General features: G+C 35.6%; 13 protein-coding genes. 2 read left to right on the top strand and 11 right to left on the bottom strand.

Annotated elements, in window-relative coordinates; translation table 11 throughout:
* Positions 1–13: 13 nt before the first annotated feature.
* Positions 14–448, bottom strand: a complete 435-nt coding sequence (locus ACKTTZ_RS12675) for an FKBP-type peptidyl-prolyl cis-trans isomerase (RefSeq protein ID WP_051934256.1) — start codon at positions 446–448, stop codon at positions 14–16.
* A 297-nt stretch (positions 449–745) separates the two neighbouring features.
* On the opposite strand from ACKTTZ_RS12675, the gene ACKTTZ_RS12670 reads away from it, so the two are divergent.
* Positions 746–1,753, top strand: a complete 1,008-nt coding sequence (locus ACKTTZ_RS12670; RefSeq protein ID WP_407849108.1) for a catalase — start codon at positions 746–748, stop codon at positions 1,751–1,753.
* A gap of 92 nt (positions 1,754–1,845) precedes the next feature.
* On the opposite strand, the gene ACKTTZ_RS12665 is transcribed toward ACKTTZ_RS12670, so the two are convergent.
* The 9 genes from ACKTTZ_RS12665 to ACKTTZ_RS12625 form a co-directional block, all read right to left on the bottom strand.
* On the bottom strand, positions 1,846–2,259 hold the full coding sequence (locus ACKTTZ_RS12665) for a nuclear transport factor 2 family protein (protein ID WP_185103651.1): 414 nt from the start codon (positions 2,257–2,259) through the stop codon (positions 1,846–1,848).
* Between the two features lie 3 nt (positions 2,260–2,262).
* Positions 2,263–2,790 carry a TetR/AcrR family transcriptional regulator gene (locus ACKTTZ_RS12660; protein WP_034693595.1) on the bottom strand — a complete coding sequence of 176 codons (528 nt, stop codon included), beginning with the start codon at positions 2,788–2,790 and terminating at the stop codon, positions 2,263–2,265.
* Positions 2,791–3,441: 651 nt separating this feature from the next.
* A complete protein-coding gene (locus tag ACKTTZ_RS12655) occupies positions 3,442–4,485 on the bottom strand; it encodes a TerC/Alx family metal homeostasis membrane protein (protein WP_034693591.1) in 1,044 nt (347 codons plus the stop codon).
* Between the two features lie 85 nt (positions 4,486–4,570).
* A complete protein-coding gene (locus tag ACKTTZ_RS12650) occupies positions 4,571–5,179 on the bottom strand; it encodes a TerD family protein (protein WP_047428248.1) in 609 nt (202 codons plus the stop codon).
* Positions 5,180–5,248: 69 nt separating this feature from the next.
* Positions 5,249–6,196 carry a hypothetical protein gene (locus ACKTTZ_RS12645; protein WP_253316923.1) on the bottom strand — a complete coding sequence of 316 codons (948 nt, stop codon included), beginning with the start codon at positions 6,194–6,196 and terminating at the stop codon, positions 5,249–5,251.
* A 16-nt stretch (positions 6,197–6,212) separates the two neighbouring features.
* Positions 6,213–7,388: a toxic anion resistance protein gene (locus ACKTTZ_RS12640; RefSeq protein ID WP_253316924.1), complete on the bottom strand. Its 1,176-nt coding sequence runs from the start codon at positions 7,386–7,388 to the stop codon at positions 6,213–6,215.
* A gap of 2 nt (positions 7,389–7,390) precedes the next feature.
* Positions 7,391–7,948, bottom strand: coding sequence for a TerD family protein (locus ACKTTZ_RS12635; protein WP_034693584.1), 558 nt, complete (start codon positions 7,946–7,948; stop codon positions 7,391–7,393).
* The gene (locus ACKTTZ_RS12630; RefSeq protein WP_034693581.1) at positions 7,938–8,762 is read right to left on the bottom strand and encodes a phosphoribosyltransferase family protein; all 825 of its coding nucleotides are present in this window, start codon (positions 8,760–8,762) and stop codon (positions 7,938–7,940) included. Before ACKTTZ_RS12630 ends, ACKTTZ_RS12635 begins: the two co-directional genes overlap by 11 nt.
* 8 nt (positions 8,763–8,770) lie before the next feature.
* On the bottom strand, positions 8,771–9,439 hold the full coding sequence (locus ACKTTZ_RS12625; protein ID WP_407849104.1) for an HAD family hydrolase: 669 nt from the start codon (positions 9,437–9,439) through the stop codon (positions 8,771–8,773).
* A 627-nt stretch (positions 9,440–10,066) separates the two neighbouring features.
* On the opposite strand from ACKTTZ_RS12625, the gene fusA reads away from it, so the two are divergent.
* Positions 10,067–12,133 carry an elongation factor G gene (gene fusA / locus ACKTTZ_RS12620; RefSeq protein ID WP_407849102.1) on the top strand — a complete coding sequence of 689 codons (2,067 nt, stop codon included), beginning with the start codon at positions 10,067–10,069 and terminating at the stop codon, positions 12,131–12,133.
* A gap of 256 nt (positions 12,134–12,389) precedes the next feature.
* Here fusA and ACKTTZ_RS12615 read toward each other — a convergent pair whose 3' ends face one another.
* Positions 12,390–13,928, bottom strand: coding sequence for a SulP family inorganic anion transporter (locus ACKTTZ_RS12615; protein ID WP_253316928.1), 1,539 nt, complete (start codon positions 13,926–13,928; stop codon positions 12,390–12,392).
* Positions 13,929–14,353 lie beyond the last annotated feature (425 nt).

Genomic DNA, 14,353 nt, shown 5'->3' with positions numbered 1-14,353 from the left:
TTTTTAAGAAGGATTATTTAATATCCAGCAATTCAACCTCAAAAACAAGCGTACTGTTTGGTCCGATCTCTTTGCTGATCTCCTGATCTCCATACGCTAAATGCGGAGGAATGATCAGTCTCCATTTGCTACCAACCGGCATCAGCTGAAGAGCTTCTGTCCATCCGGAAATCACTCTGTTCAAAGGAAACGATGCAGGTGTACCTCTTTTTACAGAGCTGTCGAATACTTTTCCGGAAATAGTGGTTCCGTGGTAGTGGCACTTTACAGTAGATTTAGGACCTGGTTTTGCACCGTCACCTTCTGTAATGATTTCATATTGCAAGCCGCTTGGTAACTGCACAACGCTTTCTCTTTTACCATACTCTTCCATATATTCTTTACCATCTTTCAGGTTCTTTTCTGCTAATTCTTTTTTACGTTTAAATAACATATCTGCTACTCCCATATTATAATTTTTTACAAAGATAAGGCTTTTTAGGGTTGGAAAAAGGAAGCACAATGAGGGAAGTTTAAAAACCCAAAGTATTTTTCTCTCAAACAACATGTCTTTAATTCATTCTCATTAAAAATAAATAAACACTCACAATCAATAAGTTAAATAGCTTATTTTTCAATATTCATTAATCATATTATCTTACATTTCCTTATTTTCAAACATCTTTTCCACAAAATTCAAACAATTGTAATACTTGCTTAACACAGATTTCAAAACTTGGCGTTATAATTGAATTTTAAAAACTAAATGCCAAATCCATTAAAATATAATAAGAAGTTTGATGAACTGAATGAGGAGGAAAAAAAGCTTCTGGAACTCAATAAAAAAACAATAGCGGATTTTGTTGAACAATCCTCTTCCATCAGTGATGTCAATTATGCGACCAGGAATGCTCATGCTAAAACGTATGCGGTAGCAAAGGGTATATTCTGGATAGAACCCGATATCCCGGAATCACTGCAACCTTTTTTTGATAAGGAAAAGTTTGACCTTACCATACGTTTCTCTAATGCTCAGCTGAAAATCAAAAATTCAAAAAAAGATATTCCGGCTTATGGCTTTGCTGTGCAGATCAAGGATGAAAACGGAGTATTGCTTGCCAATTATCCGTTGGTTAATTTTCCTTTGTTTCCTATTCAATCTGTTTCTACGTTTTTGAAGTTGTTTACAGCAATTAACCAACTTTATATGAAGCAATGGAGAAGTTTATTCCCTATGTGTATTCAGATGGTTAAAATGATTCCTTCTTTATTCACTGGAGATATGCTCCGCAATATTATAAAACTTATCGGGAAGAGAAATGATTTTATTCTGTCATTTGATTATTATTCTGTAGGTGCCTTCCGATTGGGAGACCAGATGATCAAAATAAAGCTTTGTCCTCAATCTGTGGATAAAAATTTTGGAAGAAAGCAAAAGGTCAAAGATTCTTTAAAAAATTATCTGCAAACGAGTGATTTTGCAGCAGATGTTTTGATACAGATTTGCCATGATTTGAAAGACCAACCCATCAACAGGCTGAATGTTGAATGGAAAAATGCTCCTTTTATTAAAATCGGAGAAGTCAGAATCAATAAAAATTCATTGCTGGATTCACATAATTGTACGACTGAGCTTCTTTCATTCAATCCTTTTGAAAGTAAAATATTTTTTCAGCCTGTAGGAAAAATACAAAAGCTGCGTGATGAAGCGTATAAAGTTTCTGTGCAGACGAGGAGGAAAATTAATAAACTGCTACACGGAAAAAACGGTTAGTGTAATGATGAGTGATGAATTTTTGAATCTGATTTGAAAAAGATTGATCCAACTAAAAAATAAAAGACTGTTCTCATAACAGTCTTTACATTTTATCTAAACTTTCGGTCTTCTTCCCGGATAGCCAAATCATTGATACTTGCGTATCTTTTCGCCATCAGTCCGTTTTCATCAAACTCCCAGTTTTCGTTTCCGTATGCCCTGAACCAGTTCCCCTCTTTGGTCTGATATTCATATTCAAAACGAACGGCAATACGATTGTCTGTATGTGCCCAATACTCTTTCTTAAGCTTATAATGAAGTTCTTTTTCCCATTTCTTCTGAAGAAATAGTACAATCTCTTCTCTACCGTTCACAAAGGTATCTCTGTTTCTCCATTCGCTATCGATGGTATATGCTTTGGAAACCTTTTCAGGGTTCTGACTGTTCCAGGCATCTTCTGCCAGTTGGATTTTTTCCAGTGCCGTTTCAAGAGTGAAAGGCGGAAGCGGATGTTTTTGTTCCATAATTTATTGTATTAAATTAGTGACTATCTTTTTTGATTTTTCAATTAATTCATTGGATTTGAAAAGCTGGCTTTCTATGATACTGCTTTCAAAAAGCATATAGATATGATCGGAAAGTTCTTCATCATTCACCAATTCTGAAAAGAAGTTTCTGAGATCTGCTTTATGAGACTGAATACCACTCAGAATTTTAGTATTATCCATTGGTATCTCAGATAAAATATTCAAAAAACTGCATCCTCTGAAGTTTTCTTTTTCGTTCATATAGACTACGAAATCGAAAGCATTGATAATTTTAGATTTTGAATCTTTTTCTTTTGCTAAAAAGCTATTGAGTTCTTTGAACCAATATTCATGTCTCACCTTCAGAAATTCTACACACAGGTCTTCTTTGGATTTAAAATATTGATAGAAGCTGGCTCTCGCTACTTCTGCTTCAGAAATAATCTGGTTAATTCCGGTAGAATTATACCCTTGTCTGGCAAACAATTGAAATGTGGTTTCTATGATTCTTTCTTTTGGAGACTTCATTGCTTTTCTTTTATGAAACAAAGGTAGGAAAAAAAACAAAGAACAGACTGGTCTGTCTGTTTTATTTTTAAAAATATTCTTTGAGTAATTTGGAAAAACGCAAAGACGCAAAATTTTTAATTGATAAAGTATAGTAAGGACGCAAGGATTTTATCTCCGATAAAATTTAATATTGCTAATAATATGGTTCTGATGTAGTAGATAATCAGTAAGTATCCTTGAGGAAAATATGTAGATAATCTGATTCCCTTTACCACAAACCTTATAGGTTTTTGAAACCTATAAGGTTTACATTCTTAAAATTCAACGTTACTGAAAATCTCACATTGAGCGAAGTCGAAATATTCTCACGCCTTAAAAAAGCACAATACTTACCCTCTTTGCGTTTTCCAACCATTCTATACAGAGATTCCTACCGGAATGACAAACGGTATGGATAAACTAAGCGTGGTATTTGTCATTCTGAAAGAATCCAGCCTTACAATTTTCTAGATATCATGCAATCATAATCCATTTTATCGGAGATAAAATCTTTGCGCCTTAAAAAACATATAATTTGAGAACAACTTGCGTTTTTCCAACAAAAAAACATAAACAAAAAAAAGCCTCCAGAAATAAATTCCAGAGGCTTTCATTTTATTTTAAATGTGATTATTTTTCGTCCAACTCTTCTTTCTTCTCTTCTTCTTTTTCAGGGAAGATGACAGATAAAAGAACAGAGATTACCAATACTCCTCCTACGATTCCTAATGAAACCGGAGACGGAATATGAATCCATGGTGCAATAAGCATTTTAACTCCAATGAAGGATAGGATAATCGCCAATCCGTATGGAAGTTTGCTGAACATATGAATAAAGTTCGCTAACAGGAAGTATAATGATCTTAATCCTAAAATTGCAAAGATATTAGATGTATAAAGGATAAACGGATCATTTGAAATGGCGAAGATTGCCGGAATGGAATCTACTGCAAAAAGAACGTCCGTAAATTCAATAACCCCAACTACTACTAAAAGAGGAGTTGCCATTTTAATCCCGTTCTGGATCGTGAAGAATTTATCTCCATCATAATTGTCTGAAACTTTCCAGAAACTCTTGATTAATCTTGCTCCTGCTGTATTGCTGTAATCTTCATCATCGTCATCGTCACCATCACCCCATGATTTGATCCCCGCATACACAAGGAATAATCCGAACAATGTCATGACAACGTTGATTTTCACTGCTTCTCCGAAGATATTCATTTCAGGAAGGTAAGTCAGGTTTATTAGTCCTACTCCTGCAAAGATGAAGATCGCTCTGAAGATCAGGGCTCCGATAATCCCCCAGAAAAGGACTTTGTGATGAAGGTATTTCGGAACTTTAAAGAATCCGAAAACAAGGATAAATACAAACAAGTTATCCACAGACAAAGCTTTTTCAATCCAATAGGCAGCTTGATACTGGGTAAATTTCTCTATTGCCAAAGCATGGCTTTCAGGACTTCCATCGGTATTGAATACCCAATATACCACCCCTGAAAAAACCATAGAAAGCGAAATCCACACGATAGACCATATGGTAGCTTCTTTGGAAGAGACTTCATGACTTTTTTTATTAAATACCCCTAAGTCCAGGAGCAGCATGATAACAACTGTTACTGCAAATCCCCACACCAGACCAGGGTGTAGTTCTAAAATACTTTGATGTTCCACTTGAGTTATGTTATTATATGATAAAAGCAATAGATGCACAGAGTACAAATATTGCTATTTTATTTATCTTTTGATTGTCAATTAATTATAGGTAATTCATCTGTACCGTCTGGATTGTCTGCTCCAGCTTTTTATCTGCTGTAGGATCTCCGATAGCATTGAATTTCCATTCTCCGTTTCTCTTATAGAAAACCCCCATTACCATGGCAACGTGTCCACTGAAAGAAGCATCATTCGCAATATCATACTTTGCAAAAACTTCTCTCACATTGGTAGGTGATCCTTCATAAATACGGATAGAAGCAAAAGGAATGGTTCCGAAATCCTGACCTCTGTAGCTGTTCAAAACCATTGCTACATGCTCCACATTCGGTTCAAGCTGACTGAAGTCTACTGTGATTACTTCGTTATCCAATCCGTCATCTCCGTTTACGTCACCGGTAAGATCGTCTCCGCTGTGTCTTACAGATCCGTTTCTTGATTTAAGGTTTCCGAAATAGATTACTTCCGTAACATTTTTGTTTGAATCATATAAAATACAGCTTCCGTCTAAGTCTACTGCTTCTTTTTTAGTTCCAAAAAATCCTTTCTTTTCAATTGCTCCCCAGTTGATTCCAACACAAGCTTGGGAAAGTTCAGCTCCATTTTCTTTTTTAAGGTTTATTCTCTGACCTTTTTGTAAGTTGATAGCCATCTTTTTATGTTTAGTTATTATTTACTTTTTTGCAAAAAAGATAATCTTCTTTGCTTTTCAAATTTCGTCTTAGTTATTATTCAAATTTAAATTAAGCATTGCCCGCAGAATATTCGTTTCTTCATCGAAGTCAAATATCTTACTCATAATGTCCATATTTTCCAGGTTTTTGATATAATCTTTCAAAACACCTTCTACTTCTGCCGGTAACGTACGTTTTCTTTCGTTCATACTGTGTTCCAGCTGTTCATTTTTGCTTCTCAGCTGGTCAATAATCGTACTCTGGTTAGACTGATTTTCAGAAGTATCCAGTTTATCTAATTCTTTGTCAAAAAGATACAATTTCTTTTCGTCTACACTGAAAATAAAATGATCATCCGACTGAAAGATTTTAAAAAGCTCATAATCATGAGTTCCAATAAGGTAACCACAGACAAAACGGACTTTAAATCCCTGTATATTAAGTCTTCCCAACAGCTTTCTTTCAATGGAATAGTCTTTATATTGATAAGCCGGGAAAGAATCAGATTTCAGCAGGGTTTCATCTGCATCTGTCCTGTAAAATTCCTGCGCATACTTTTTATGAAAGTACAGTACATTCTCCCAATTGGCTGTAAAACTATCTTCCGTAAGGTCTTTATACAGTGTTTTCAGATGTTGGGAAAATACACCGCTGTACATTTTCCTGTCGGTCTGAAAGTTGTCTACCTGTCTTTCTTCAAAACCTGAAATATATTTACCGTTGATGTTAATTTCATTGATGACCGCCAGCATATCATTTTCCTTCTGCTTTTTAATTTTAGTCAGAAGCTCTATGAGGCTGTCTGTATACTGCAGGTGGAAAAGTTCCAGTTTATTGTAATCCAAAGCTGTATTTTCCTGAAACAGATTATGAATAATATCTGTTTTGATATAAATTGATATGATATCAATATGCTCAAAAAAATTAGCGAGAAGCTTAAGCTTTGTTAATCTTCTTTTGCTTTGCGACAATATGGTTGCTGCATCATCCCCCACCTTAGTATCCTATAAATTAACCTCTGACATTTGCTTTAAGTTCATGCTCTAATGTCTGAAGATCCTGATCCAGTTTTCTTCTGTTATCTGCTCCCTGTTTCTGGATTTGTTTCACTTCATTCAATGTATTGATCAACATTGATGTTGTTTCTCTCAATGTCTCCACAGATACAATAGTCTGCTCGTTTGCTCTGGCAACATTCACAGAATTCTGACCAAGGCGTTCTGCATTCTTTCTTAAAATTTCTTCTGTAGTGGAAGAAACTTTCTGTTGGATTTCAATATTCTGCTGTTGTCTGTACATTGCTACAGCCAGTGAAAGCTGGTTTTTCCATACAGGAAGTGTAGTGGTAAGAATCGTCTGAGCTTTTTCAGCAATAGAAACGTTGTTGTTCTGTACCAATCTGATCTGCGGAAGCGACTGCATCATGATCACACGCACCACTTTCAGATCTGCCATTCTTCTGTCTAACCTTGCAATGAAATCTCTCTTATCTGCAATCTGATAATCCTGAAAATTCTGAGGAGCAGTTTCCATCTGAGCAAGCTCTACTGCAGCTCTTTCCATTCTTATATTTCCTGCAATTACAAGATCTTCTATCTGCTTGATAGAATTCACATTGCTTTCAAAAATAGTCTGAAGTACAGCATTATCTTTTGTAGAAGTGATGATTCCTGCATTTACTTTATATGAGATCTGCTCAATATTATTGATGATCTTGTCATATTTTGCAAATAAGTTTTCTACCTGAGTCATTACCTTCTTCATGAATGGTAATTTGCTCAGAAAGCTTTTCACTTTATTTCCGTTAAGCTCTTCCACGTCAACATAGTTAAGCTCTACCAAAAGATCATTGATAAGCCCTCCTACTTCTCCTGAGTTTGATCTTCTTACATTTCCTAAGAAGCTGTCACTCTGATTAGTTAAAGTTTTCTGAAGCTCTGCACCAAAATTCACGATAGAACCTGGGTTGGCTTCATCAATAGAGTTCGCAAGAACTTCATATTTCTGACGTTCTTCTGACTGCAGCTGAGTCAGATTTACATTTCCCTCTCTGTCCACAAGAACCGCCGGCGCTGCGTTCTGAACAGGCTGAGCCGGAGTTGGTGGAACCATTGGAGTTGGTTCAAAGGTTTTAAGAGGTTCTATTGATCCAAGTGGATCTATGGGTTGATTTTCCTGATTGTCCATGATTACTTCTGATAAATTGATACAAATTTCTCAAGGCCGTCTCTCTGTCCTGCACCTACAGCCTCAAATTTCCATTCTCCGTTTCTGTTGTAGATTCTTCCAAATTCTACAGCGGTTTCGATTGAGAAATCTTCGTCTAATTCATATTTTAAGATTTCTTCATTCGTATCTGTATTGAAAATTCTGATGAAAGAATTTCTTACCTGTCCAAAGTTTTGTTTTCTTGAATCAGCTTCGTGAATGGTTACCACTACTGTAATTTCCTTGATAGCATCGTCAATTTTTGTAAGATCAATTTTGATCTGCTCATCATCCCCAGAGCCTTCTCCTGTAAGGTTATCACCCGTGTGGATGACAGATTGGTCCGGAGACTCAAGGTTGTTATAGAAAATAAAGTGATTATCTGAAACTAATTTTTTGTCGTCCCCAAGCAAAAATAAAGATGCATCAAGGTCGAAAGCCGTTCCTGTAGAAGTATTATTGATATCCCATCCTAAACCTACAGTAAATTTAGGTGCGTTAATGTTTTCTCTTTGTCCTTTTTGTAAGTTAATAGCCATAATATAATTCCGTTTGTGTTAAAGTATTGATGTTATTTTCGTATTCTTTTATTAAATGATAATTGTTACTGATCGCAAGCTCCAAAAGCAGGTCCATCTGTTCCTTTTTTACTTTAGACGTAAGATAATCAAAATTACTTGAATCCAGGCCTAAAATATATTTTACAATCCTTGTATTGAACTGAAAACTTTCTTTATTCATCACTTCTGCAACATGTTTTACATTTTTCACTGCATAGTAGTTGAAAAAGTTTTCAATTTTCGGGTCAAGGTCAAAATTCATCAGTTCTGCGTAATACAGAAACATAAAGTCAGCCTCTACATTATATTCATTCAGGATTCTGTTGACTGTATATTCATGACTTCCCGTGATTTTTATATCGTCTATAAAAATACAAAGTTTTCCTCTCAAAAAATCCTTATCGATATAATAAGTATCATTGGCGATCAGATTTTTGCGGTCTTCAAAATTAAGATTCCCATAATCTGTTATATACGTATGGTTTCTGTTGATTTTAGATAAAATACTTGACTTCTTTCCTTTCTGAAAGAGATAAAAATCCAGGTGTTTTTTAAAGTAAAAACATAAAAAATTGGATGCCGTAGGAATTGCCATATAGGGACTTGGAAGCACTACAATCTCTCTATCTGTATTTAAAAGCTCTTCATTTTCGGAAATAAATCCGTCGAATAATTCTCTTGCAAATTTTTCAGCATACGACTTATCGCCATACTTGAAAAAGCTGTATTCTGCAGGTGAGAAAGTAAACTCATCCGCCGAATGAATGTGGTGTAAGCTGTATCTTTTATTCATGTTTATTTTTAGTGTTTAAGTAAATGAGCACTGAAACCGAAGTTCTTTGCTCCCTGATAATCTGCTACCGGATTGTCTCCAATATGCAGAATCTGGTGCAGTGGCAAATCCTGATCTTTCATCTTATTCTTCACTTCCTGAAAAATAAGCGGATTAGGTTTGGAACAGTTGATTTCATCGGAATAGATATGGAAATCTATATACTGATCCAGGTTTTCATGAATCAGGAATTTCCTCATTGTTTTCCCTTTGATAAATCCAGTGTTGCTTAGAATATTTATGGTCTTTCCCTGATTTTTGATATCCTCAAAAAAATCATGAATATTTTCAAAAATTACAACTGGTTTATATTCCAGAAACAATTCTTCACTTTTGTTGTAAAACTCATTAAGTTTTTCTTTATTCAATTGTTTTACATCCACATCCAAAGCACCCAGAATCATCAGATAAATTTCAAAAGTATCAATATTCCCTCCTGCAACCTCATTGATGGTATTACAAAGATCATCATAATATTTTACGGTTTTCGCAACCTTCTCTATTGGTTTATCTACGTTGAAAAATGAGGAGAACAGCTCAACTCTTTTTGTTTTAAATTCAGGATGAGATTTGATTAAAGTGAGCCACAGGTCAAAAGAAAAATGACAGTGGTTATGAATGTCAATATCTGTTTTCAATAGGTTTTAAGTTAAAAGTTTTTATTTAGCTTCTTGAAAAAGATTTAAAATTTTTTAATCATCAAAAAGTGTTCACAATACTATTCTTCCCAAAGATAAAATATTTATCATAAAAGCATTACGTTCGTTATCTGTTTTAAGATATTTTTATGAAATTCTATGAATTTGACAGACTCACAGAAAGTGATTTACGAAGTGCTTAATATCCGTTCACAAAAAAATATTTTCAAAAATTCTTTGGAAATCAAAAAAAAATTATAATTTCGCAACCGATTAAAAATCAACAATGTCAACAAAAATGATAAATATTATAACTTTAAGCAATCCTGTCAGAGCTGTGTTCTTTGGCAGCACTGAATATTTATCTGAATAGTTCTATAGATCTTTTATACCCAAAAATATATTGAAGACCTGTCTATTCGGATAGGTCTTTTTTGCTGCCCTAATTTCAGACTTTAACAATTCAAAAAAATCTGTTGTTTGTTAAGATCTCTGAAAATTTTCCTTTGATACGAAATACAAAAAATGTTTTGCCGGCTTTATAAGACCGGAGTGTATTTTGTGTCCATTTTTTTCAGAATCTTTTCTAAACACAGATCTAAAAATCAACAATTTAAATCAAACAAAATGAAATACAACACACGAAATATAGGGATTATAGCACACGTAGATGCAGGAAAAACAACGTTAACAGAAAGGCTTTTGTATTACACAGGACTTATTCATAAAATCGGTAATGTAGATGATGGAAATACCACCATGGATAAAGACATCCAGGAAAGAAACAGAGGAATTACCATTTCATCTGCTGCAGTTTCTACCCAATGGAAAAAAGACGATAAAGTTTATAACATCAACATTATTGATACGCCGGGACATATTGATTTTGCAGTGGAAGTGGAACGTTCATTAAGAGTTCTGGATAGTGTAGTTGCAGTTTTCTGTGCTTCTTCAGGAGTTCAGCCACAGACTGAAAATGTTTGGTTCCAGGCTGAAAAACATGGAACATCCAAAATCTGTTTCATCAATAAAATGGACAGAATTGGGGCAGACTTCTTTGCGGTTCTCAATGAGATAAAAACCAAACTGAATGCTGTTCCTCTGGCTCTTCAGATTCCGATGGGAGCTGAAGCACATTTTGAAGGTGTTATTGATCTTGTTAAAATGAAATCATTATACTGGACTGATGAAAACGGTGAAACCATTGTGGAAAAAGAAATTCCCGATCATTATATGGCTGAAGCTGATGAATACAGAATGAAGTTAATGGAAACTCTTGCAGAAAATGATGAAATGTTCTTTGATATTTTTATGGATACTGAACAAACAGTCACTGTTGAAATGCTCTCAGAAGCGATACAAAGAGTCTGCAGATTAGGATCAGCTGTTCCTGTTTTATGTGGTTCTGCTTTTAAAAATAAGGGAATCCAGCCTCTTCTTGATGCTGTGGTCACTTATCTGCCTGCTCCGGATCAGCTTGCTGACCTTCAGGGAAGAGATCCTCAAACAGAAGAAACAGTAACATTGGAAAGAAATGAATCTGCTGCTTTTTCAGGACTTGTTTTCAAAGTTGTAATTGACAAACATATGGGAAGGCTGGCTATGCTGAGAGTGTATTCCGGAAGGATACAATCCGGAGATACAATACTGAATGTAAGAACAGGTGAAAGCTACAGGATTTCCAGAATTTTACAGATGCAGTCGGACAAAACATTAACACTGGATGAAGCTAAAGCAGGAGATATTGTGGCTTTAACAGGAATAAAGGATGCCAAAACCGGAGATTCATTATCTTCTATAGAGCAGCCGATATTACTGGAAGCGATTACGATTCCGATTCCTGTGATCAGAGTTGCTATCGAGCCGAAAACGAATGGTGATGAGAAATCTTTCGGTTTAGTGTTGGCAAAAATCCAGGAAGAAGATCCTTCGTTAGTGGTTGAAAGAGATCCACAAACCGGGGAAACTTTATTGAGTGGATTGGGAGAACTTCATCTCGAGGTTACCCTGGAGAAAATCCGTCTGAATCATGGTATTGAAATCAATCAGGGGAAACCTAAAGTTTCTTATCGTGAGATATTAACGGAAACCAGAGTTCACAGAGAAAAGCTTTCCAAGCAAAACGGAGGAAGTGGTCAGTTCGCTGATATCACTTTTGAAATCGGACCTGGAAATGATAATGAACATGGATTGGAGTTCGTTAATATGATCAAAGGAGGTGTTATTCCTACTGAGTTCATCCCTTCTGTTGAAAAAGGTTTCAGAGAAGCTATGGAACATGGACCATTGAAAGGATATCCTCTGGAAAACATGAAGGTGACTCTTCTGGATGGTTCTTTCCACGCTCAGGATTCTGCAGCATTTGATTTCGAGATTGCTGCAAGAGAAGGATTCAAAGCAGCGGCAAAAGGATGTCATCCTAAACTGATGGAACCTGTTATGAAGGTAGAAATCCAGAGTATTGAGGAATACACGGGTGCCGTCACTGCGGATATCAACAGAAGAAGAGGAATCATTACTTCGATTGATGAAAAATCAGGAAGAAAGATTTTTGCAGCGGAAGTTCCGTTAGCATCCACTTTCGGGTATATTTCTGATCTGAGAACCCTGACAAGCGGAAGAGCTTCCATCAGCATGAAATTATCACACTATGCTTTAGTGCCTGATTTTATCGCCAATACATTAATAACCTAAACAAGCAAGGATTGTAGATTTTTTCTTACAGTCCTTGTCTGGTTATGGGGAATATTATGAATGGTCAATCGTCAATCCGCTGCGCTTGTCAATTTTTTTACTACAAAATTCACTATTCACTTGCAAAGCAAAATTCACTTATTGACTATGAAATAGTGAAAGGTCAATCGTCAATTCGCTACGCTTGTCAATTTTTTCCTGACTACAAAAATTCACTATTCACTTGCGAAGCAAAATTCACTTATTGACTCCTCTCCTATTTTTCCGGCATTACCTTATACGTAGGATCATCCTGAATATTGACTTCCACTACAGCTTCTGCATTTTTAAGTATTTTACGACAGTCCTCACTGAGATGACGCAGATGTAAGGTTTTATGATATTGTTTATAGCGTTTGGATAATTTATCCAGAGCATCTATAGCACTCATATCTACAATCCTACTTTCTTTAAAATCAATAACCACCTGATCCGGATCATTCATGGGATCAAATTTATCCGTAAACGCTGTTACTGAACCAAAAAATAAAGGTCCGTATATTTCGTAGTACTTCACTCCATTTTCATCCACATGTTTTCTTGCTCTGATTCTTTTAGCATTATCCCAGGCAAAAACCAATGCCGAAATGATCACTCCAATCAAAACTGCTAAAGCCAGATTATGTAAAACGACAGTGATCAGAGCTACAGTTACTCCAACAAAAATATCGGATTTCGGCATTTTATTCACAATCCTGATGGATACCCACTGGAAAGTACTGATGGCTACCATCATCATCACTCCTACTAAAGCAGCCATAGGAATTTTCTCTATGACAGGTGCTCCACACAGAATTATTATTAAAATTAACAATGATGCTATTATCCCGGATAATCTGGCTCTGGAACCTGCATTGAGATTCACCAGAGTTTGTGCTACCATTGCACAGCCTCCCATTCCTCCAAAGAAACCATTGGTAATATTAGCCAATCCCTGAGCTACGGATTCTTTATTGGCACTCCCTTTCGTATTCGTAATTTCATCCACCATAGATAATGTCAGAAGAGACTCAATAAGACCTACTCCAGCCATAATTAAGGCATAAGGAAAAATAATCTGTAACGTTTCCAGAGAAAAAGGAATCTGTGGGATATGGAAACTAGGAAGATTTCCACTGATATGGGCAATATCTGCTACCGTTTTTGTTGGAATATTAAATCCAAGAACCACAGCAAAGACAATGATAATGGCAACAAGAGAGGCCGGAACAACTTTTGTGATTTTTGGAAAAAAATAAACAATGGCAATTGTAAGAGCCGTTAAGCCGGCCATGATGTATAAAGGCATTCCCTGCAGCCAATTTACCGTACCACTACTATCGGTTATTTTGAACTGCTCTACCTGGGCCATGAAAATAATAATAGCCAATCCGTTCAGGAATCCATACATAACGGGTTGCGGAATCAGTCTTACAAATTTTCCCAGTTTAAAAATACCTACCATCATCTGAAGGATTCCGGCAAGTGCTACAGTGGCAAAAAGATATTCTATCCCATGAGATTGTATAAGAGCAATCAACACAACGATGGTTGCTCCTGCCCCACCGGAAACCATTCCCGGACGGCCTCCCAAAACGGCTGTTACAAGTCCCATCATAAAAGCTGCATAAAGACCGGTAAGCGGAGAAATACCTGCCAGGATAGCAAATGAAAGAGATTCAGGAATCATTGTCATCGCTACCGTAAAGCCAGCCAGTAGTTCATTTTTATAATTGATTTTTTTCGAAAAGTCGAATAAGCTTATAGTATTTTTCATTGATTGACAAAGGTATGGACTGTCGCGATGGTATACAATTTTTTCTTTTTATGATTTTCTCATGAACAAATCTGTTAATTTAAATAATTTACACATCAGTTCTTATAATATGTTAATTTTAATTAAAATAAACACATAAGGTGTAATTTTTATATTTATGATTGTTTTTACTTCTTATTTTTGTCTACATTTGAAAGCGAATAAGCAATTATTTGGTACTAATTAAAAATTCAACGAGTAAAAAGCTGTTTATCAATCTATCCACAGCTTCAACTCATAGAATTGTATAAAACCTTAATAGGTTATATATTATTTCACACAAATGGCAGGAAAAGAAGTTTGAAAGAGAAGAAGAGGAAACCATTGAAAATAAAGAATATAATCCAAGTACATTAAGGTGATCCCTACCCACCTGTTTTTAAGCT

Source organism: Chryseobacterium sp. KCF3-3, from assembly GCF_045865955.1.
Lineage (GTDB): Bacteria > Bacteroidota > Bacteroidia > Flavobacteriales > Weeksellaceae > Chryseobacterium.
The sequence above is the reverse complement of the archived record's forward strand: the minus strand, read 5'-3'. Positions and strand labels throughout refer to the sequence as shown.